22 protein-coding genes are annotated in these 21,828 nt (G+C 41.0%); 4 read left to right on the top strand and 18 right to left on the bottom strand.

Annotated elements, in window-relative coordinates; genetic code table 11:
• Nucleotide 1: 1 nt before the first annotated feature.
• The 3 genes from BFM96_RS05310 to BFM96_RS05300 form a co-directional block, all read right to left on the bottom strand.
• Nucleotides 2-871 carry a branched-chain amino acid ABC transporter permease gene (locus BFM96_RS05310; RefSeq protein ID WP_068991287.1) on the bottom strand — a complete coding sequence of 290 codons (870 nt, stop codon included), beginning with the start codon at nt 869-871 and terminating at the stop codon, nt 2-4.
• A 164-nt stretch (nt 872-1,035) separates the two neighbouring features.
• The gene (locus BFM96_RS05305; RefSeq protein ID WP_068991286.1) at nt 1,036-2,196 is read right to left on the bottom strand and encodes an ABC transporter substrate-binding protein; all 1,161 of its coding nucleotides are present in this window, start codon (nt 2,194-2,196) and stop codon (nt 1,036-1,038) included.
• A gap of 84 nt (nt 2,197-2,280) precedes the next feature.
• Nucleotides 2,281-2,547 (bottom strand): DUF2129 domain-containing protein, encoded by a 267-nt coding sequence (locus BFM96_RS05300; RefSeq protein WP_068994196.1) that lies wholly within the window; start codon nt 2,545-2,547, stop codon nt 2,281-2,283.
• Nucleotides 2,548-2,792: 245 nt separating this feature from the next.
• On the opposite strand from BFM96_RS05300, the gene BFM96_RS05295 reads away from it, so the two are divergent.
• Nucleotides 2,793-4,049: an ISL3 family transposase gene (locus tag BFM96_RS05295; RefSeq protein WP_068989905.1), complete on the top strand. Its 1,257-nt coding sequence runs from the start codon at nt 2,793-2,795 to the stop codon at nt 4,047-4,049.
• A 34-nt stretch (nt 4,050-4,083) separates the two neighbouring features.
• Here BFM96_RS05295 and BFM96_RS05290 read toward each other — a convergent pair whose 3' ends face one another.
• The 6 genes from BFM96_RS05290 to rlmD all read right to left on the bottom strand — a co-directional run bounded on the left by BFM96_RS05290 (nt 4,084) and on the right by rlmD (nt 10,689).
• Nucleotides 4,084-4,674: an ATP-dependent Clp protease proteolytic subunit gene (locus BFM96_RS05290; RefSeq protein ID WP_068991285.1), complete on the bottom strand. Its 591-nt coding sequence runs from the start codon at nt 4,672-4,674 to the stop codon at nt 4,084-4,086.
• A 104-nt stretch (nt 4,675-4,778) separates the two neighbouring features.
• The gene (upp, locus tag BFM96_RS05285; RefSeq protein WP_068991284.1) at nt 4,779-5,408 is read right to left on the bottom strand and encodes a uracil phosphoribosyltransferase; all 630 of its coding nucleotides are present in this window, start codon (nt 5,406-5,408) and stop codon (nt 4,779-4,781) included.
• A gap of 67 nt (nt 5,409-5,475) precedes the next feature.
• Nucleotides 5,476-6,462: a hypothetical protein gene (locus tag BFM96_RS05280; protein ID WP_068991283.1), complete on the bottom strand. Its 987-nt coding sequence runs from the start codon at nt 6,460-6,462 to the stop codon at nt 5,476-5,478.
• Nucleotides 6,463-6,851: 389 nt separating this feature from the next.
• On the bottom strand, nt 6,852-8,033 hold the full coding sequence (locus BFM96_RS05275; RefSeq protein WP_068991280.1) for a MalY/PatB family protein: 1,182 nt from the start codon (nt 8,031-8,033) through the stop codon (nt 6,852-6,854).
• Nucleotides 8,034-9,128, bottom strand: a complete 1,095-nt coding sequence (locus BFM96_RS05270) for a cystathionine gamma-synthase (RefSeq protein WP_068991277.1) — start codon at nt 9,126-9,128, stop codon at nt 8,034-8,036. It lies immediately after the preceding gene.
• 208 nt (nt 9,129-9,336) lie between these two features.
• On the bottom strand, nt 9,337-10,689 hold the full coding sequence (gene rlmD, locus BFM96_RS05265; protein ID WP_068991275.1) for a 23S rRNA (uracil(1939)-C(5))-methyltransferase RlmD: 1,353 nt from the start codon (nt 10,687-10,689) through the stop codon (nt 9,337-9,339).
• 36 nt (nt 10,690-10,725) lie between these two features.
• On the opposite strand from rlmD, the gene recX reads away from it, so the two are divergent.
• From recX to BFM96_RS05250, 3 genes are all read left to right on the top strand, one after another.
• Nucleotides 10,726-11,502, top strand: coding sequence for a recombination regulator RecX (gene recX, locus BFM96_RS05260; RefSeq protein WP_068991272.1), 777 nt, complete (start codon nt 10,726-10,728; stop codon nt 11,500-11,502).
• Nucleotides 11,503-11,584: 82 nt separating this feature from the next.
• Entirely contained in the window at nt 11,585-12,118 is a 534-nt protein-coding gene (gene ntdP, locus BFM96_RS05255; protein ID WP_068991269.1) for a nucleoside tri-diphosphate phosphatase, read from the top strand.
• A gap of 100 nt (nt 12,119-12,218) precedes the next feature.
• The gene (locus BFM96_RS05250) at nt 12,219-12,536 is read left to right on the top strand and encodes a DUF960 domain-containing protein (protein WP_068991266.1); all 318 of its coding nucleotides are present in this window, start codon (nt 12,219-12,221) and stop codon (nt 12,534-12,536) included.
• Between the two features lie 520 nt (nt 12,537-13,056).
• Here BFM96_RS05250 and BFM96_RS05240 read toward each other — a convergent pair.
• The 9 genes from BFM96_RS05240 to BFM96_RS11540 form a co-directional block, all read right to left on the bottom strand.
• Nucleotides 13,057-13,392: a hypothetical protein gene (locus BFM96_RS05240; protein ID WP_068991261.1), complete on the bottom strand. Its 336-nt coding sequence runs from the start codon at nt 13,390-13,392 to the stop codon at nt 13,057-13,059.
• Between the two features lie 14 nt (nt 13,393-13,406).
• Entirely contained in the window at nt 13,407-14,717 is a 1,311-nt protein-coding gene (der, locus tag BFM96_RS05235) for a ribosome biogenesis GTPase Der (protein WP_068991259.1), read from the bottom strand.
• A 9-nt stretch (nt 14,718-14,726) separates the two neighbouring features.
• Nucleotides 14,727-15,440 (bottom strand): nitroreductase family protein, encoded by a 714-nt coding sequence (locus BFM96_RS05230; RefSeq protein WP_068991256.1) that lies wholly within the window; start codon nt 15,438-15,440, stop codon nt 14,727-14,729.
• Nucleotides 15,437-16,336 (bottom strand): primosomal protein DnaI, encoded by a 900-nt coding sequence (gene dnaI / locus BFM96_RS05225; protein WP_068991253.1) that lies wholly within the window; start codon nt 16,334-16,336, stop codon nt 15,437-15,439. Before dnaI ends, BFM96_RS05230 begins: the two co-directional genes overlap by 4 nt.
• Nucleotides 16,337-17,488 (bottom strand): replication initiation and membrane attachment family protein, encoded by a 1,152-nt coding sequence (locus tag BFM96_RS05220; protein ID WP_068991250.1) that lies wholly within the window; start codon nt 17,486-17,488, stop codon nt 16,337-16,339.
• Nucleotides 17,489-17,962: a transcriptional regulator NrdR gene (nrdR, locus tag BFM96_RS05215; RefSeq protein ID WP_068991247.1), complete on the bottom strand. Its 474-nt coding sequence runs from the start codon at nt 17,960-17,962 to the stop codon at nt 17,489-17,491.
• Between the two features lie 127 nt (nt 17,963-18,089).
• Nucleotides 18,090-18,905, bottom strand: a complete 816-nt coding sequence (locus BFM96_RS05210; RefSeq protein WP_068991244.1) for an endonuclease/exonuclease/phosphatase family protein — start codon at nt 18,903-18,905, stop codon at nt 18,090-18,092.
• Nucleotides 18,906-18,916: 11 nt separating this feature from the next.
• Nucleotides 18,917-21,100, bottom strand: a complete 2,184-nt coding sequence (locus BFM96_RS05205) for a PTS transporter subunit IIBC (RefSeq protein ID WP_068991241.1) — start codon at nt 21,098-21,100, stop codon at nt 18,917-18,919.
• A gap of 330 nt (nt 21,101-21,430) precedes the next feature.
• Complete coding sequence (locus tag BFM96_RS11540) at nt 21,431-21,655, bottom strand: CPBP family intramembrane glutamic endopeptidase (protein ID WP_188595278.1); 225 nt, start codon at nt 21,653-21,655, stop codon at nt 21,431-21,433.
• Between the last annotated feature and the right edge of the window lie 173 nt (nt 21,656-21,828).

Raw genomic sequence — 21,828 nt, 5'->3', positions numbered from 1 at the left:
TTTACACCTTCTCCTTCACATTTTTTCCAAGAAGTCCTGCTGGACGAACCAACAAAATCAAGATCAGAACAGCATATACAATGGCATCACGGAAATCAGACATCCCAAAAGCAGTCGCAAACGTTTCCAATAAGCCAATGACAAATCCACCAAGGGCTGCACCAGGAATAATCCCAATTCCTCCCAATACCGCCGCAACGAATGATTTTAGACCTGGAGTCATCCCCATCAAGGGTTCTAACGAGTTATAGTAGAGGGCAATCAGGACACCCGCTGCACCTGCAAGAGCAGATCCTAACGCAAAAGTGAAGCTGATTGTCCGATTGACATTGATACCCATCAGCTGAGCTGCATCGCTATCCACCGATACGGCACGCATAGCTTTCCCCATTTTAGTCTTTTGAACAATGACTTGAAGTAAGACCATGAGCACCAAAGACACACCCAAAATCATCAGCTGAATATTGGTCAAACTAATCGGACCAAAGGTATAACGCACTGTTTCAATGACCTGCGGAAACGAGCGAGTATTGGCTCCAAAAAGATATACCATCGTATATTCCAAGAAGAAGGATACCCCAATCGCTGTAATCAAGGCAGCAATACGCGTTGAATGACGCAGTGGACGATAGGCTAAGAACTCAATCAAGACCCCCAAACCAGCCGTTCCAACCATGGCTAATAGCAAGGCAAGAAAGAAAGGCAAGCGAAGCGTATTGATAAGAAAATACCCCATAAAGGCACCCATCATGTAAATATCGCCATGAGCGAAGTTGATGAGTTTAATAATTCCATACACCATGGTGTAACCAAGGGCTAACAGAGCATAAACGCTTCCCAGGATTAAACCATTGACAAGTTGTTGGAGCATGTAAAACCACACTTTCTATTAAATTTCAAGACGTGAAAAATTCACTGTTGTTTATTATATCATAGTTTCCCTAAAATCCACAAAAAGGGGAGCAAGAAAAACTCCGTTTGAATTTCTCTCACTCTCCTAATTTGCTGATCACTCTATCAGTGATGGGAGTTTTCTTACGGTTTTACAGTTTCTGCAGCTGTTACTTTACCATTTTCCATGGTCATCATGAAGGCTGTTTTCACTGTATTGTGGTTCGCATCAAAGCTAGTATCCCCTGTTACTCCTTCAAAGTTCTTGGTTTTTGCAAGGTTATCTTTGATGTCGATTGATGTTTTTGCACCTTTTGCTGCTTCAGCTACAAGGTAAACTGAATCATAGGCAAGTGCTGCAAAGGTAGAAGGCTCTTCATTGCCATACTTCGCTTTATAAGCTTCAAGGAATTTCTTAGCCTTATCCGATACATCCACTGTTGAAGAGAAACCTGAGATAAAGTAAATCTTAGATGCTTTTTCTGGTGTAGCCTGTTGAACGAATTCTTCACCGTTAAAGCCATCTCCACCAACGATTGGTTGCTCAATGCCAAGACCACGTGCTTGGTTTACAATTTTACCTGCTTCTGTGTAGTAGCCAGGAATGACAATGGCATCGAATTCTTTTCCTTTAATTTTTGTCAATGCTGCTTGGAAATCTGTATCTCCTGCTACGAAAGTCTCGTCTGCAACAATATCGCCTTTATAAGAATCGCGGAAAGATTTTGCAATTCCTTTAGCATAGTCACTAGAGTTGTCTGTGTAAAGAACTACTTTTTTCGCACTTAATTTTTCTGTGACATAATTTGCGATAATTTTTCCTTGGAAGCTATCTTGGAAAGTAGCGATAAACAAGTAATCTTGACCATTTGTCAATCCATCTTGGGTCGCACTTGGAGAAATCAATGGAACACCAGCTTTAGTCGCATTTGGAATCGCTGCTGCTGTTGCACCTGAAGTCGCAGGTCCTACGATAGCACTTACTTTTGATTGAGTTACAAGATTGGTCGTAACAGACGCAGCTTCAGCTGTTTCAGATTTGTTGTCCTTATCAATGACTTCAATCTTCTTCCCATCAATTCCGCCAGCCTTGTTGATTTCATCCACTGCAAGCTGGGCTCCTTTTTGCTCAGCTGTACCATAAGCTGCGACTGCCCCTGTTTCTTCAAAGTTAAAACCGATTTTAATGGTTTCCCCAATTTCTGTTCCAGAAGCATTCGAGCCACCTGACTTAACTTCTCCACAAGCTGCAAGAAAGGCAACACTTGCAAGAGCTACAAATGATAATGCAAATTTTTTCTTCATGTTTGTCTCCTCAATAGTTTCTAAACTGATATGTTAAGAATATACCGAATTATCTGACAATTGTCAACCCAAATGTCTCTTTTTTTACATAATAACGTTTTCACTATCTTTTAGAAGGTTTCCAACAAAATTTGTATCCAACTCCTCAATGTAACAAGGGATTACTTTTTTGATAAACTTCTCCTTGGATAATTGAGCTAGCAGTGTTTCCTTTTCTTCTTCAAAAACATAAAATTGAACATAACGATGTTTTTTTGAATGATAGACCACATCTCCCAGCTGGGTGATTTTTTTAGCATCTCGATTATAGTATAAGTAGGCAATTAAGCCAGTCCGTTCTTTTTGTTCCACCTTGTCCTCTTCCTTTTTCCTAGTTTCCGAAAAATAGACTTGTATCGCTAATTCTATTTTCCACATTCTTTCATTATAGCAAAAAAAATCCGAGATTGCTCTCGGATCGTCTATTATTTCGGCTCTATAATATCTGTAGTGGGTAAATCCACTGTGGAGATTATGGAACCTTTTTCAGTGTAGAAAAAAAAGTTCCATATGACCTATAATGAAAAGCGACAAAACCATCATTTAGAAAGACTCATATGGAACAACTAAATCTTATCACAAATTTTCTCAAAATGAAAGACAAAAATATCACGATCACTAATGAATGCGACATGGGAACACACTTAGAACTCCACGGTCACTTGGATTACACAGCCCCTAAATGCTCTTCCTGCAAGGGACAAATGGCTAAGTACGACTTCCAGAAAGCCTCTAAAATCCCCTACTTAGAAACTGCTGGCTACCCGCTACTTATCCGCCTTCGAAAGCGTCGTTTCAAGTGCAAAGACTGTGGGAAAATAGCGGTCGCTGAAACTCCTATTGTTAAGAAGAACCATCAAATCTCTGTCGCTGTCAACCAGAAAATCGCACAATTACTCATCGAAAAGCAAGCAATGACACATATCGCACACAGACTCTCCATTTCAACATCTACAGTTATTCGAAAACTCAATGAGTTTAAGTTTGAAACGGATTGGGCTAAGCTTCCAGAAGTCATGTCCTGGGATGAGTATGCCTTCAAGAAAGGGAAAATGAGCTTTATCGCTCAAGATTTTGACACAAATAACATCATCGCTATCCTTGATGGAAGAACGCAAGCAACCATCCGAAATCACTTTCTGAGATACCCTAGACAGGTCAGAAACCGCGTTAAATTCATCACTATGGACATGTTTAGCCCTTACTATCAACTAGCCAAACAACTTTTTCCTCATGCTAAAATCGTGCTTGATCGTTTCCACGTTGTGCAACATCTCAGCCGTGCTATGAACCGTGTCCGCATACAAATCATGAATCAATTCGATAGAAAATCCCAGGAATACCGTGTCTTAAAACGCTACTGGAAACTGGTACAACAAGATAGCCGTAAACTCAGTGATAAACGATTTTATCGCCCTACATTTCGCATGCATTTGACCAATAAGGAAATCTTAGACAAGCTCCTATCCTACTCAGATGAGTTACGACAACATTATGAACTCTATCAACTTCTTTTATTCCATTTCCAAGAGAAGAACTCAGAGCATTTCTTTGACCTAATTGAGCAAGAAAGAGCCACTGTTAACCCTATTTTCCAGACGGTATTTAAGACCTTTCTAAAGGATAAGGACAAGGTTTTAAACGCTTTGGAATTGCCTTATTCCAACGCTAAATTGGAAGCTACCAATAATCTTATCAAAGTCATTAAACGAAATGCCTTTGGTTTCAGGAACTTTGAAAACTTCAAAAAGCGGATTTTGATTGCCTTAAACATCAAAAAAGAGAAGACCAAGTTGGTCCTCTCTAGATGTTAGCTGACATCTACCCACTACAGTTGACAAAGAGCCATTATTTCAAGTGATTATTTTCCATGATTTCATCAATGAAACCATATTCCAAGGTTTCTTGGGCACTCATCCAGTAATCCCGTTCGGCATCCTTATGGACTTGTTTCACGGTCTTTCCAGAATTTTCTGCCAAGATTCTTTCAAGGTTATTTCTAGTTTTGAGCAAGTGTTCTGCTGCAATAGCCATATCCGTTTGCTGCGTGCCGCCACCGGTACCGCCCATTGGTTGGTGAATCATGTATTCCGCATTTGGCAACATGAAACGTTTCCCCTTGGTACCACTTGAAGCGATAACCGTTCCCATGCTAGCTGCCATCCCCATTACAATCGTTTGGACATCCGCTTTGATGAAATTCATCGTATCCACAATCGCAAGTCCTGCTGAAACAGAACCTCCTGGAGTATTTACGTACAAATAAATATCTTTCGTGCTATCTTGTGCATCCAAAAAGAGCAATTGCGCGATAACAGAATTAGCCATATTGTCCTCAACAGGACCCGTCAACATGATAATGCGGTCTTTCAATAGGCGAGAGTAAATGTCATAGGAACGTTCTCCACGACTGGTTTGTTCAATAACTACTGGAATCATTAGTTTCTCCTTCTTTTAGATAGCAGGAAGGTCTACACCTCCCCGTTCCATCGTAATTTATAGCTATTATACTCTATTGGTCAAAAAAGGTCAAACTTTAAGTCTTATTTCGTACCAAAGAGACGGTCACCTGCATCTCCTAGTCCCGGAACAATGTAACCATGATCATTTAAGTGTTCATCCAAAGCAGCTGTAAAGATTTCTACATCTGGATGTGCTGATTGAAGAGCTTCTACCCCTTCAGGCGCCGCAACCAGGCAGACAAATTTAATATTTGTAGCTCCGCGTTTTTTAAGCGAATCAATAGCCAAGATAGCAGAGCCACCCGTAGCAAGCATCGGATCCACCACAAAGATTTGCCGTTGATCAATATCTTCTGGCAACTTCACGAGGTACTCAACTGGTTTTAAGGTTTCTTCATCGCGGTACATTCCGATATGACCAACCTTAGCTGCTGGAACCAAGCTCAACAAACCATCCACCATGCCAATTCCTGCCCGTAAGATAGGGACAATAGCTAACTTTTTACCTGCCAACTGCTTTTGAACAGTTTTTGTGATGGGCGTTTCAATTTCCACATCTTCTAGCGGTAAGTCACGCAATACCTCATACCCCATCAGCATAGCAATTTCATTGACTAATTCACGGAATGCCTTGGTCGATGTATCCGTGCGACGTAAGATAGATAGCTTGTGCTGAATGAGTGGATGTGCAATAACTTCAATTTTTCCCATGTTGGAATGACCTTCTTTCTTTTTATTCGCTTTATTATAATATATTTGACCTTAAAAGACAAAAATTTTATGAGTCAGAGGACAAAATCTTCTCTGGCTCTCGAATACTTTGATAAAATTCCTGATTTTTCTGGGATAAGGTATTTAACGCTGATACTTTTGCATTATAGTCCTCAATCCATTGATTGATGGTATTGCCTTCTGCTTCAACTATCTCTTGCTGGCTGAAAAGATAACTACGCTCAGCTTGAAATTCAGTTTGGCTCGTAAATCCACCGCTAGCTGCCCGCTGATTGAATTGGGCGATAGCTGCATCTAGCTCCTCTTTTTTCGTTTCATAACTGGCTTGCGCGGTATCAATGTCAGCCTTCAGTTGCTGAATATCTAGCTGCAATTGCTGAATTTGCTGCTCCATGGCTTCAAAAGTCGCACCATACTGCTGTCTGAAGGCTACAAGAGCTGGTCGATTTCGAAAATACAGGGCATAGTGCTCCTCTAAAGGAGGAGATAGTTCACCATACTCCGTCCCCAAGATGGAATGTAATTCATTTTCAAATTGACCCGGTTCTTCTTCCTCATAGAGAGCCATTCGCTCTTCCAAAGACGCTGTTTTGACTTGTTCATAAACCATCCGCAATTCTTTGCCTAATCGCTCCTTTTCTTCATCAGACAGCCTTGCCCACACAGCATGTAAGAGTTCATGAGCAGCTGTGACCTCCTCAATTCCTGATAATTCTGGCTTCTGGTTGGCTAAAATATGAATTTCATCTAGACCAGAAAGGTAATAACCCCAAACTAGCATTCGTTCCCTTTGTTTGGGAGCTGATTGGTAAAAGACTTCTGCTGGCTCTAACTGTGGATTAGTTTTGTAAAATAGACGTTTTCCCTGATTTGTCAGCTCTATCTTCTCCTCTAAGGCAACAATCTCTGCTGAAAACCGTTGCTCCGGATGGTGAAAAAGCTGAACATCTTGATAGAATAGATAAGCCCACACCAGAAAACCAATTCCAAAAAGGAGCCAAAATAGGCTCCAAGATTTCTTTTTTTCTTTCATGTCTTTAGTATAGCACAAAAGGAGGAAAATCGATAGCTTATACTCATCAACAAAAAATCTAATGTTGTTAGCTCATCTACTGAACTCTAGTTCTACCTGAGTTTTTTAGGGCCAGGCTACGCTAGTTTTGTCTATCACCTTCCACAACTCTTAATTGTGGAACCTAGTCAAATGTTGATTTTTATAGAGTATGACAAAGCTCTTTTAGTTCTTTGTTTTCTATCCGCCCTGTCTGAATAACGATCCGTTTTTAGGTGCCCAATCATGTTACCTCACCTGGTAAGCTTTTCACCTCTACGTGCTCTATTCTTTTCAGACAGTGGAGTTATTATCCCAGGCTACAAATCCCTCTCTTTACAGATTTTTCAAAAAAGTAAGGCACTCCTTTCTCACAAGCACTGGCTTTTGCTCTCCAAAAACTGGGCAATCCGTTGGCAGATTTCTTGAACCAGCGGTTCTGGTGCTGCTACATTCAAACGGGCATGACAGCTCCCTTCCTTCCCAAAATCTCTTCCGCGATTGAGAATGACCTTGGCTACATCATGCAGCCCTTGGTGCAATTCCTCATCGCTCATCTCATAGGCACTAAAATCCAACCAAATCAGATAGGTGCCTTGTGGCTTCATGACCTTTAATTTTGGGGCATGTTGTGCGAAATAATCTACTGCGAAATTGATATTCTGCTCAAGGACATCCTTGAGGGCGGTTAGCCAAGGAAGACCGTAGCGATAAGCAGTTTCGGTCGCAATATAGCCCAGACCTGACACCTCATGTTGGTTATTTCTTAACTGTTGCTGCTGGAAGGCTTTTCGCAAACACGGATTTTCAATCACGGCGTAAGAATTTTTAGTGCCAGCGATATTAAAGGTCTTGGTCGCACTCGACAAAATCAAGGCAAAGTCTTTAAAACTTGGGTCCACTGTATTAAAGGAGGTATGGCGATAACCAAAGAGCGTCAAATCTTGGTGAATCTCATCTGAAACCAGAAGAACACCGTGTTTTTGGCAGAGTTTCCCAATTTTCTTTAGAACTTCTTTTTCCCACACACGTCCACCAGGATTGTGAGGATTGCAAAGAATATAGAGCTTGACCTCTTTTTCAACCAGTTCCTTCTCCAGCTGCTCAAAATCAATCTGAAAAATCCCATCTTGCTCTTTCAAAGAATTGGTCACCAATTGACGCTGATTTAGCTTGATACTACGAGCAAAAGGGAGATAGACAGGCGTATTGATGAGAACGGCGTCCCCTTCTTGGGTCAGGGCTTGAATAGCAACGGAAATCGCTGGTACCACTCCTTCGATGAATACCAAGGCTTCCCTGTCAAATACATAGCCATGTTGGTTTTTCTCCCATTCTAAAACAGCCTGATACAAGCCATCACTAGCGTAGGTATAGCCATAAATCAACTGATCGGCGTACTCATAAATTGCCTGCCTGATTTCTGGCAAGACCTCAAAATCCATATCCGCAATCCATGCAGGCAATATTTCAGGATTTTCTTCCGTTTCTTTCCATTTATACGTATGATGGTTCAGGCGATTTGGGGCACTTGTAAAATTGTAATCCGTCATTTATTTCTCCAATGCTTGTGCTAAATCATCAATCAAATCTTGGCTTGCTTCAATGCCAATTGATAATCGTAAAAGATCATCCGTCAATCCGTAAGAATGACGAACTTCTGCTGGAATGTCAGCATGGGTCTGAGTCGTTGGATAGGTGATAAGACTTTCCACACCTCCCAAACTCTCTGCAAAGGTAAAGACTTGAATCGCATTTAAAAAGTTAGGGATTCGCGTCTCATCCTTGATTTTAAAAGAAATCATCCCTCCTGTTCCTGGATACAAGACTTCTTTGACAGCAGGATGGGTGCAAAGAAATGCAACAACTTTTTGGGCATTTTCCGTCGCTCGCTCCATGCGTAAGGCCAAGGTCTTGAGCCCTCTTAACAGCAGATAACTATCAAAAGGAGACAAAACAGCACCTGTCGTATTGAGATTGTAAAAGAGTTGCTCATAGATTTCTAAGGAATTGGTCATAATAGCTCCAGCTAGGACATCATTGTGACCTGATAGATACTTGGTTGCAGAATGAAGGACAAGATCCGCCCCTTCTTTTAGAGGTTGTTGGTAAATAGGGCTGTAGAAAGTATTATCTACCACCACTCTTGCTCCCTTAGCATGAGCCAATTCAGCAATCTTTTTAAGATCAAACTCAACCATGAGCGGATTAGTAGGCGTTTCGATATAGACCACATCGATCTCTTCTGTCAAATAGCTCTGCAGTTCCTCTTCAGAATTGGCATATATGAACTGAAAACGCCCTTCTTGTTCTGCTTGGTAAAACCACCGAAAACTACCGCCGTACAAATCTCTTACGGCAAGGACCTTGCTTCCCACTGGAAAAACACTAAAGGCAAGAACAATCGCACTCATCCCTGAACTCGTCGCGAGAGCATAGTCTGCCCCTTCAATCGCTGCCAAAGTCTTCTCTAAACTAGCCCTCGTTGGATTTTTTGTCCGAGTATAGTCATATCCTGTTGATTTGCCAAATTCTGGATGTTGATAGGTGGTCGAAAAATGCAAGGGCGTCGTCAAAGCTCCCGTTTCCTTATCGGCTCGAATCCCTGCTTGGGCTAAAATTGTCTCTAACTGTAATGAATCGCACATCGTAACTCCCTCCTTGCTACTATTGTACCATCTTATCAAGGGGATGTCCTATCTTCTTTTTAAGAGCTAGCTATAGGTTCAAACTATACCTATATTTATAAAAAATCCCTCATCAACTTTGACAGTCGAGTGAGGGAGCTTACAGGTTCTCTCAGAAATAGCAAAACTCATTCCATTTACTCTAAATCAATCGCGATAGGTGGTTTGCCTATCGTTTGGACAGTTTCACCACAGCCTCGGTCCTTGCGGTATGGGGGAACATATCCACAGACTGGATATAATTCACTTCATAGACCTTAGTCAGACGCGCTAAATCACGTGCCAAGGTCGAGACATTGCACGAGACATAAACCATCTTTTTAGGGGCGTATTTTAAAATAGTCTCTAACAAACGATCATCCAAACCTGTACGTGGAGGATCGACAATTAGAGCATCTGCTCGGTATCCCTCTTTATACCAACGAGGGATAATCTCCTCTGCTAATCCGGCTTCATAATAAGTATTACTCAAGCCTAAACGCTTGGCATTCTGCTTCGCATCCGCTATCGCTTCTGGTATAATATCCATCCCGCGTAGACTCTTCACTTGGCGTGCAAAGGCAAAGCCAATCGTCCCCACTCCGCAGTAAGCATCAATCAAATGATCCTCTGGATGAACGTCCAAGGCCTTAACTGCCTCTCCATAAAGGACCTCTGTCTGTTCTGGATTGAGCTGATAAAAAGCGCGTGGGGAGAGAGCAAATTCATAATCCAAGACACTCTCACGGATGCTCTCCTGCCCCCAGATAATCTCCGTTTTTTCTCCATAAATTTCACTGGTTTTAGAAGTCTGAAGATTAACTGCTATCGTCACAATCTCTGGAAAATCCCGTACCAAATCTTGCACCAAGGAGTTAAAATTCAAGGATTTGCTAGTCACAAAAATCATCTGGACTTGGCCAGTCTTGCGACTTCGACGCACCATCACCGTCCGTACACCCGCAATCTTTCGCTCGTCATAAATTGGCAACTGGTATTTCCCCAAGAGCACCGCAACCTTATTTACAATCGCTTGCGTTGTTTTGTCTTGGACTAGACAGTTTTTCAGAGATACCAGATAATGGGAATTCTCCGCATAGAGCCCTGTCTTAACTTCGCCCTTGATTTTCCGAGTTTGAAACTGCAACTTTGCCCGATAATACTGAGGCTCTTCCATCCCAATCGTTGGTCTTATATCGTAGGATTCATAACCTCTGGGAACAAATTTTTTCAAGGCTTGACGAAGCAAGTCTTCCTTAAATTCCAATTGCTTGTTGTACTGCAAATGCATGATTTGACAACCACCACAGGCTTCATAGATATCACAGGCAGGTGTCACACGAAATTTTGATTCTTTATGAACGGAAAGGAGCTTTGCTTCCGCAAAATTACGCTTCACAGCTGTGATTTGGCAATAAATATCTTCTCCTTTTAAAGCACCGGGCACAAAGACTAGGGTTCGTTTATAAAACCCAATCCCTTCTCCATTGATGCCCATTTTTTTGATTTTTAAAGGAATTTTTTGTTTTACATGTAAGTTCATAATTCTATTATACAAGATTTATGGTAAGATAGGGATATGAAAATCACAAAAATTGAAAAGAAAAAACGTCTGTACTTGCTAGAACTGGATCAAGATACTAAATTATATATTACCGAAGATACTATCGTTCGGTTTTTCCTCTCAAAAGGCAAGGAAATTAACGAAACGGAACTCGAAGAAATCCAGACATTTGCCCAATTTTCCTATGGAAAAAATCTAGCACTCTACTATCTTTCCTTCAAACCTCGCACAACTAAAGAAGTTAGAACCTATCTCTGCCAGCATGAGATTGACGAGAAGATTATTCCACAAATCCTTGAAAATCTTACAGAACAAAATTGGCTCAATGATGAACAGTACGCTCGTTCTTATGCTGAGAGCAATCTTCGAAATGGGAACAAGGGAGCTTATGCCCTTCGGCAAAACTTGCAACAAAAAGGGATTGAAAAACACCTTCTCGATCGTGTCTTAGAGGAATTTGATTTTTCGAACGTTGCCGAGAAAGTAGCCGAAAAACTGCTGAGAAAATATCGAACAAAATTGCCCCCAAAATCCTTAAAAGATAAGATTTTACAATCACTAATGAACAAAGGATTTTCCTATTCAGAAGCTAAACAGGCCTATGAAGAACTCGAGATTGAGCCTGACCAAGAGTTAACGATGGAGCTCCTCTATCAAGAATTAGACAAGCAGTATCGAAAATATGCTCGAAAATATGAGGGCTATGAACTCAAACAGCGACTTACCCAAACCCTCGCTCGAAAAGGCTATGATTTTTCCGACATTTCAAGCGCTCTCAGAGAATATTTCTAAAAATCATCGAAAATTTTAACTTTTCAAAAAAATATGTTACAATAAAATAGCTAACCTAAAAATTGTAGAAAGTTGATGGCCTATGAAATTACCAAAAGAGGGCGACTTTATTACAATTCAAAGTTATAAACATGATGGGAATCTGCACCGAACTTGGCGCGATACCATGGTACTCAAAACTACTGAAAATGCACTGATTGGTATCAATGACCATACCTTGGTCACTGAAAATGATGGCAGACGCTGGGTGACTCGTGAACCAGCTATCGTGTATTTTCACAAAAAATATTGGTTTAATATTATTGCGATGATTCGTGATAATGGGATTTCCTACTACTGCAATCTGGCTAGCCCCTACTACATGGATAGTGAAGCCTTGAAATATATTGATTATGATTTAGATGTCAAGGTCTTTACAGATGGGGAAAAGCGTTTATTGGATGTAGAAGAGTATGAGCGGCACAAGCGACAAATGCATTATTCCAAAGAGCTAGATTACATTCTCAAAGAAAATGTCAAGATTCTGGTTGACTGGATTAACAAGGAACGTGGCCCCTTCTCCCAAGCCTATGTGAATATTTGGTACAAACGTTATGTAGAACTGAAGAATCGGTAGAGTTGCAAAGACTGGACACCCCAGTCTTTTTCTTTTTAAAAACTTGCATTTTTGCTTTATTTTCTGTATGATAGAAGAAATCTCAAAAGGAGGAAGACCCATGGCATTTACAAATACAAAAGGACGTTACGCTAGTTTTGGTATTGTGACTAGCCTGCCAGATGACATTATTGACACCTTTTGGTACATCATTGACAATTATTTAAAAGGTGTGTTTGAGTTGGACCATCTCCTCCAGTTTGAATTGCTGAATAATAAAGGAAAGCTCACCTTTCGCTTTTCGGAAGAACATTTGGATACTCAAGTCTCCTTTGATTTTACCTATCCTTTTGATCCTTTCTACCCCCGTCAAATCTTCGTGACAGACAACAAAGGACGGGAAACGATTATGCTCTCAGACGAGTATTTTATGATGTAAACACGATAAAACCGGGAGTGAGACTCAATCGTTATTTCGTAGAAATCGATTTACCTCACTCCTTTATTTTTAGGTTCGGGCTAAACGAATCCACTTGATTCGTTTACTCCCACCCCCTGCAAGGTTGACGGGTTTGTAAAATATTGATTGAACAACGTTTTACAAATCCAACAACTACTGCGTCAAACTGTTCAATCTATAAAGAAAGGCTCTTTGTCAAGTGTAGTGGGTAGATGTCAGCTAACATCTAGAGAGGACCAGCTTGGTCTTCTCTTTTTTGATATTGATGGCAATCAAAATTCGCTTTTTGAAGTTTTCATCTTCCGAAATCCAAAGGAATTTCGTTTAATGACAATGATAGTTTCTTCACTTTTCATTATAGGTCATATGGAACTTTTTTTCTACACTGAAAAGGCTCCATAATCTCTACAGTGGATTTACCCACTACAGAAATTATAGAGCCTAAAGTGAGGCTGGACACTTTTGTCTCAGCCTCGGTTTTATACTATTGTAATCCCCACTATTTCTTTTTTTGCTCTACGGCACGATAATAGCGTGTATCTTGAATTATTTTTTTCGAGTAGAGAACAATCACTTTCCCATAAAGGAACAAGAGAACGCTATACACTCCTGCAAGAAGGAGATAAATGCCTTCTATCTTTCCCAAAAGAGCCTTAAGCGTACTAGCAAGAAGAACCAGCAATAATAAAGCAAGGAGTAAAAGATACAGGTAAGCGAGTAAACTCAGCCAATACCGCCATGAGAACGGTGCATAAGCAGCCGCATTGTAATTCAACCATTTTTTAGCATAGTGAACAAAGCCATAACTGATTGTGAAAAAAATCAAGTACTGCAACAGTCTTCTCCTTTTTACTTGCGTTTACGGGCAATTAAATGAATGGGTGTGCCTTCAAAGACGAAGGCTTTACGGATTTGATTTTCAAGGAAACGGAGATAAGAGAAATGCATGAGCTCTTCTTCATTAACAAAAATGACGAAGGTCGGTGGCTTGGTCGCCACTTGGGTCGCATAGAAAATCTTGAGGCGTTTGCCCTTGTCCGTTGGTGTTGGATTGATGGCAATGGCATCCATGATGACATCATTCAAGACCGCAGACGGAATCCGTGTCTGCTGACTTTCGCTAATTTGCTTAATCATGGCAGGCAATTTATGCAAACGTTGTTTGGTCAGAGCTGACACAAAGATAATCGGTGCATAAGAGAGATACTGGAACTGATCTCTGATGTCTGCTTCCCAATTCTGCATGGTTTTATTATCTTTTTCAAGGGTATCCCACTTATTGACAACGATGATAATCCCTTTTCCTGCTTCATGGGCAAAACCAGCAATCCGCTTATCATACTCACGAATTCCTTCTTCAGCATTCAAGACCATGAGGACCACATCAGAACGGTCAATGGCACGCATAGCACGCATAACAGAGTATTTCTCTGTATTCTCATAGATTTTTCCAGATTTACGCATACCGGCTGTGTCAATCATGGTAAATTCTTGACCTTCGCTATCTGTAAAAACTGTATCAATCGCATCTCGAGTCGTACCTGCAACGGGACTCGCAATCACGCGCTCTTCTCCCAAAATAGCGTTAATCAGACTAGATTTCCCAACATTTGGACGCCCAATCAAGCTGAACTTAATCATCTCTGGATTTTCTTCTTCAAGCTCTGCTGGAAGATTTTCCACAATGGCATCCAAAATATCACCTGTTCCAATTCCATGAACCGATGATACTGGGTAAGGATCTCCTAAGCCCAAGGCATAGAAATCATAAATGTCGCTACGCATTTCAGGGTTATCAACCTTGTTCACTGCTAAAATAACTGGTTTATTAGTCTTATACAGGATTTTGGCAACATATTCATCCGCATCTGTCACCCCTTCTTTTCCAGATACAACAAAGACGATGACATCCGCCTCACTCATGGCAATTTCTGCCTGATGCTTGATTTGCTCCATAAAGGGTGCATCGACATCATCAATTCCCCCTGTGTCAATGATACTGAAATGACGGTTGAGCCATTCAGCCGTTGCATAAATGCGGTCACGAGTGACACCTTCCACATCTTCTACGATGGAAATGCGTTCACCAGCAATCCGATTAAATAAGGTTGATTTTCCAACGTTGGGACGTCCCACGATGGCAATCGTTGGTAGAGCCATAATTTCTCCTTATAGTAATTTTTTCTTTGTTAAATAATCTTTAGTGACTGGATTTTCTGCTTGGGAAAATTGATCAGCCAAGCGTTCACTCCAAGTCGTAGTCACTCGATCCCCAGCGTAATCTTTTTGAATCTTATCATACTCTTTGATAACCTCTCTAGACTGCTCTTGATAACGCTCTTCAAAAATCACGTTGTCATAGGGCAAACGCGGTTTAGGGGGCCGACTTTGAGCTGGTTCTCCCAATGCAATCCCAAAAATAGGATAAACATAGTCTGGCAAGTCAAATAGCCTAGCTAAGTCTTCTGCCACTTCTCGCAGAACACCGATGATGACGCCTCCATAGCCTAAACTCTCTGCCGCAAGCAGAGTATTTTGGGCAGCCAAACTAGCATCGACAGAAGAAATCAAAAGATTCTCTACCCCTTCTGGGTGAAAAGTTGGGCTGTGAAGATTCACACCTTTTCCCGCACGATTCAAATCTCCTACAAATAGTAAAAAGACATTGGCAGCTAAAATAGCAGGTTGAGGGAGCAAGTCATAGAGCGCTTGTTTTTTCTCCTCACTTCGTACGACAATGATGGAGTAAGATTGAAAATTTTTCCAGCTGGAAGCCATTCGACCTGCTTCTAAAATTTCTCTTAATTCCTCGTCAGAAATTGATTTTTCCCCAAACCGGCGTACAGAAATATGACGCTTCATCAAATCAATGGTTTCATTCATCGGCGATTTTCCCCCTCCAATCTAACCTCTTCGGCTAGATATTTAATTCTCTCCATGACACGTTTGGCTTGCCACGTTTCATCTCCCTTTTTAGCAGCTGCAAAATGACGTTCCAAATCATCCATCGAAAAATTCGATGTGAAAAAGGTAGGTAGGTTTTCCTGCATCCGATGTTGCAAAATGACCTGCAAAATCTCATCTCGCGTCCAAGCTGACGCTTGCTCCGCTCCAATATCATCTAATATCAGAACTTCCGCCTTTTTGACCTCATCCACCTTTTCCTTGACCAAGCCTTCTCCAATGGCATTTTTTACATCCAGAACAAAACTAGGATAGTGGAGAAGCGTTGTTGAAGCCTTTCTTTTTTCCGATAAATCATGGGCTAATGCAGCCATCATGTAACTTTTTCCCACCCCGAAATCTCCGTATAAATACAAGGATTTCTTAAAATTTGGATAATTCGCTACAAACGTAGTCAGAAATTCAAAAGCCTGATAACGCCCTACATCATCCAAATCGACTTGCTTTAAACTAGCTGTTTTCAGGCTAGTTGGGAGGTTAATTAGATGGAGGCGGCTGTTAATCGCTGCTTCTTTTTGTGCAGCAATCAACTCTGGCGTTTCTTCATAAGATACATCTGCATAGCCTTCATTCTTGACTAAAATTGGTTTATAGCCCTTGGCAATATAGGATTCATCTCCCAGAACAAAGCGATTTCGCTCGCTAATGTACTGATTAAACTTTGAAACACTCCGTCTTACTTCTGCCTCTGTTAAATGAGCATCTCTGATAAAGGCTGCTACATCTGGATCTGACAAGATTTGCTGGACTAAGGCTTCATAATCCATTTGTCGGCCTCGTCCTTTTTGTGACAAGGTTTGTCCTACACTCTCCATCTACTCACCTCCTTGGTCTAATTTGGCCAATAACCTGCGTTTTTGCTCCTCTAATTCAGCTTGGCGCTCCTTACTGGTTTCATTTTTATAATCTGGATTGCTCCATTTAGGAACGTTGGTCTGTGGTTGCGGCTGTCGTTTTTCCTTTCGTTCCTTGACTTTTTGATTGCGCTCACGAATGCGTAACACTGCTGCTTCAGCACTGTTAATCCTCTGATAGGCAAAATCATTAGCTACTTTCATGGCGTACTGAATGGCAAGATTGGCTGAATTTTCCACATTGAAAGTCAACAGTAAAATCACATTGATGACCTCATCTAAGAGCCCTAAATCAGCCATATCTTCCAAACATTTGCGTTCTGACTGAACAATCGTTCCTCTTCGAATTTCTTTGATTTCTGCTAAAAATTCTATTGAGGACTTAGATTTGGCTTCATCAATCACAATCTTTTCCTGACTAGAAAATTCAGCTATCACTTTTACTTGATTAAGTTTTTGAGCCATCCGTTGGACAGAAATCACTTGTCCCACAGCTGTTTCCTTGGCTAATAGATAGGTTTCATACCAAGTCCAAGATTTTTGATCGGCAATGGCAAACAGAGCCAGCAAATCTTCTTTTTCATCCTTAAACCGCAGAAAGTCTCGGGCCATCAATTCCTTGAAATGGTTGATGTCAAAATCATTTGTTGAAGTTGTAGGAACAGAGGCAACACTTGGTACATCCATCAGCTGGGATAGTTTGAGGGTTCGTTTTTCCCCCTCTAAAGATCCAACTAATAAGGATTCCACAGCTATCTCTCCAATCTTCTTTTCCAAAAGACGACGATAAACCGCATTTTCTAAAAATTCTCGGGCAGATAGAGGTTCTCGAAGGAAAAAACGGTGCTGACTGTCTACTTCATACCAATCCAACAAATCAAAAGCCACTAACAAATCAAGGGCCTGCTTTAATCGGTCCATCCCAAAATTTAGATGATTTAAAATATGAGAAAAGTGAAAAATCCCTTCTCCATTGTCCCCAAAAGCAAGAAAATACTGATACACCATGGTGGCCTCTATCCCCAGAATCGGCAAATACAGGCGAACCAAATTGCTCGTATCCTTTGACACGATATTATTTTTTACAAATGAAAACGAATCATTTGGCTTCATCTAGTCTTCCTTTTTCTTCTTGGCAGATTTCGTAATTTGTTTGAGGAGGTTTTCTAACTCGCTGACATCTTTAAAACTGCGATAAACACTAGCAAACCGCACATAGGTAATCTCATCTAACTCTGCCAACTCTTGCATGACAAGATTCCCAATATTTTCACTTTCGATTTCGTCTTCGTTATTACTGCGCAGCTTTTGCTCAATTCGATTGACCACCGCATCGATTTCTTCACTAGAAACAGGACGTTTTTGGGCAGAGCGAATAATCCCATTGAAAATTTTGTCCCGCGAAAATTGCTCACGAGTTCCGTCTTTTTTGACGACAACCAAGGTTCGCTCTTCAACTCGTTCATAAGTCGTAAAACGATGTTGGCATTCCTCGCACGCTCTTCGACGTCGAATTGTATGTCCATCTTCGGCCTGACGACTATCTACGACACTTGATTTACTACCACCACATTTTGGGCACCGCATCTCTTTCCCTCCTTAATCCTTAGTACTCTATTATACCATGTTTTAAGCAATAACAAAAGCAGAGAGAAATAAAGAGCACACAAAAACCACATTTCAAACTCTATTGATTTGACATGTGGTTTTCTCATCATTTAAAATTCATCTCAACTTCAAGACCATAATGATCACTAATGACAGCGCCATTTTCACCATCAAAAACAACGTGTGAACGCTTCAGATTCCACTCTTTACTTGCAAAAAGATAATCAATCTTTAGTGCCTCTCTATTGCCTTCCCAGCCAGCAATATCTCCCTCAACCGTACAGGTACCTCGGATGCTTCTCGCAACTTTATGACTATCTTGTAAGGCTAATGAGCTTTTTAAGATGTGCTGATAGCCTTCATAATCGACTGGGTTATTAAAGTCTCCCATGAGAATGAAAGGTTTTTGAATATCTTTCAAGTGTCGTTCAAGCCTAGTCCATTCTTCTTGAAAGCCTTTATCCCACCAAGAAAGATGAACACTGCCAACAGCTATTGTCTGACCATCGATCTCTGTTTCTACTAGTAAAACCTTACGAGTGTGGTAGTCCGCTGGATCATCCATGCTCGAAACCGTTAATACTTCTGCCGTTAACGGAGTTTTTGACAGGATGGCGACCCCTTCATGAAATCGATCAAAGCCAATATGGTTGTATGCCCAACTCCAATAATAGTCTTTTCCCTGTTTAGCCAACTCCTCCACTAAACGAAGAGCATAGTGATCCTCATGGATCCCTATGCCTTCTGCGGATTGATAGTGAAGTGGGTCGGCAATTTCCTGACTATCCATCAGTTGGTTTACTTCTTGAAGAGCTACTAGATCATAGTCACGTTCTAGGATACGCGACACCAGTAATTGCAATTTCTCTTCCTGATTCTCTTCCATCCAACTATGTGTATTTAAACTTAGGAATGTTGCCATATCTTCCTCTTTTACAATTCGACTTTTGCAACGACTGCATTTGCAGCAGCTTGACCAAGTGTTTCAATCTTGACCTCTTTGACAGCAGTCATATTTGTAAAGACAACGACTGTTGTTGTTTCACGTCCTGCGGCTTGGATAGCAGCCAAATCTGCTGTAACAAGAGGTTCACCTGCTTGAACGGTTTGTCCTTCTGCTACATGAACTGTAAATGGTTGCCCCTCAAGGCTTACCGTATCCAGTCCAATATGCACTAATACTTCCAGACCTTTTTCTGTTTCTAAACCAAGAGCATGTTTGGTTGGGAAGATGCTGGTGACTTTTCCTGCAACTGGTGAAACAATCGTTCCATTAGCAGGCACAACTGCAAATCCATCCCCCATCATCTTTTGAGCAAACACAGGGTCTGTCACGGTGCTAATATCAATCACTTGCCCATCTGCAACCGTATGAACCTCTTCTGTCACCCCTTTAAAGTCCGTCGTAGCGTTAGATGTTACTCCGCTAGCTACGATTGTTTCAGGAATTACTTCTCCAGAATCCAACAAGTCTTGAATGTCAGATTTCAATACATCTGCCTTAGGTCCGTAAATCGCTTGTACACCTAAACCTTTGACTACCAAGCCCATCGCGCCTTCTTGTTTCCATTGTTCTTCAGTGCCGACTTTATCAATATCTTTGACCGTTACACGAAGACGAGTCATACAAGCGTCTACATCTGCAATATTATTTCTTCCACCAAGAAGGTTAATCACATTCACTGCTTGAGAAGCTGCTGCAACTTTGTTATCGCTAGCACCAGTTTCCTCGCCTTCGCCTCCATCTGTTTCATAATTTCCATTGCGCCCTGGTGTTGCGTAGTTGAATTTTTGAATCATAAAGTTAGCAATGAAGTACATAATTCCTGCAAAGAGGGCAGAAACCCAGATGAAGTTTAAAATATCACCACCAAGACCAGCACTAACGGCTAGAGGTGTACGTGTCAAGAATTCGATAGAACCAAATGAATGAACACGAAGGTGAACAAGGTCAGCCATCGCAAAGGCAAGCCCTTGCACCACGGCATAGATAAGGTAAAGTGGCATTGCAACAAACATGAACATGTATTCAACTGGCTCTGTTACCCCTGTCAAGAAGACAGCAAGAGCTGTTGCAGTCATCATTCCTTTATATTTTGCTTTTTTATCTGGATCCACATTGCGATAGATGGCTACAACCACACCCATCAAGATTCCAAATGAACCAATCATTTGTCCGACTTTGAAACGAGCTGGTGTCACTGTTTCTAGCAAGTGTTGGTATTGAGTAGGATCTGTTCCTTTCAAGTTTACAAGGTCTGTCACCCAGGCAAGCCAAAGAGGATCTTGACCAAATACTTGTTGACCAGCTTGTGCACCAGATAAGATTGTATAGGTTCCACCAAAAGAAGTGTAGTTCATCGGGATTGTCAACATGTGGTGCAAACCAAATGGAAGCAAGAGACGTTCCAAGGTACCATACAAGAATGGGGCTAAGAAAGGTGCTGTATCTTGCGAATTTGCAATCCAAATCCCAAAGTTGTTGATTCCAGTTTGGACAAGAGGCCATACGATTGAAAGAATGACCGCTACAATGGTTGAACGCAAGATAACAACGAATGGCACAAAGCGTTTCCCATTAAAGAAGGAAAGGGCATCCGGTAATTTACGGAAATTATAGTATTTATTGTAGGCTGTCGCTCCAACAAAACCGGCAATAATCCCAACAAAAACTCCCATATTGAGGGCTGGAGCTTCCAAAACGCTCACGAAGTAATCTGCAACCGCAATCTTACCACCAAATATGGTAGACACCATTGCCTCAGGATTTTTGAGCATATCGCCGCTCACGCCAAAGATAACCCCTGTAATGCGGTTCATCAAAATAAAGGACATCCCAGCCGCAAGCGCACCACCTGCACGCTCCTTAGCCCAGCTTCCTCCAATCGCTAGAGCAAAGAGAATATGGAGGTTCCCAATAATCCCCCAACCAATCTGCTCAAGAACACCGCCGATTGTCACTAAGGCCGCAACATCTGGATTGATCAGCGGAATGGATTTTCCGATACTGATCACCAATCCAGCTGCAGGCATTACAGCGATGACGACCATCAAGGCTTTTCCGAATTTTTGCCAAAATTCGAAACTGAATAGATTTTTGAACGTATCTTTCATCATTCAATCTCCTTTTTTAGATTTTGTGCAAACGTTTTATGAAATCGTTTGCATTATGTTGTAAGACCATTATACCATAACTTTTATTTTTGTAAAGGCTTTTATAAACTTTTTTAGAAAATTTTACATCTTGTAAATTCCAAAAGTTCTAAAATGAAGTTAACCACTCAAGGATATGAAAAAACATCTCAGAGAGATATAATTGTAATCACGATGAGAAATAAAAAAACTCTTAACAATACCGCTATATCAGCATTTCTAAGAGTTTCTGTTATATGGTATATAAGCCCAAAAATAAAATTTTTTCTATCTCTAATAGGGTTTGTCTACGTTCTAAACCAACAAGCTATTGTTAAGAAGAGGCACAGCAATCAAATCTACAATATTACCTCGATGGACATAAGCTAGATAGAAAATCGCTCCAAGGGTAAAATAGGTAGAAAACTCAATCGGATAAACGACATGTAGTGATCCAAAAATGGTGGATCTGACAATCACCTTTAACCATTTTTGATCTTTCTTGAAAAAGTACTGGCTAAAGAAACCTCTGTAAATCAACTCGGTGCAAAGACACCAATAGCCAAATGAAAGGCAACAAAATACATGGAAAACACCTCCATCACCTATTCATTTGTCGCCAGCAAAGCCGCATCATTTGCAGATGTTTGATTAGCAGCGACCAATTGAACAAGAATGGTTCCACCAATAGCTACCACACGAGTTGCTAAGTA

The organism is Streptococcus himalayensis (assembly GCF_001708305.1).
Taxonomy (GTDB): Bacteria; Bacillota; Bacilli; order Lactobacillales; family Streptococcaceae; genus Streptococcus; species Streptococcus himalayensis.
Note: the sequence above shows the minus strand (reverse complement) of the source record. Positions and strands in the feature narration are given on the sequence as shown.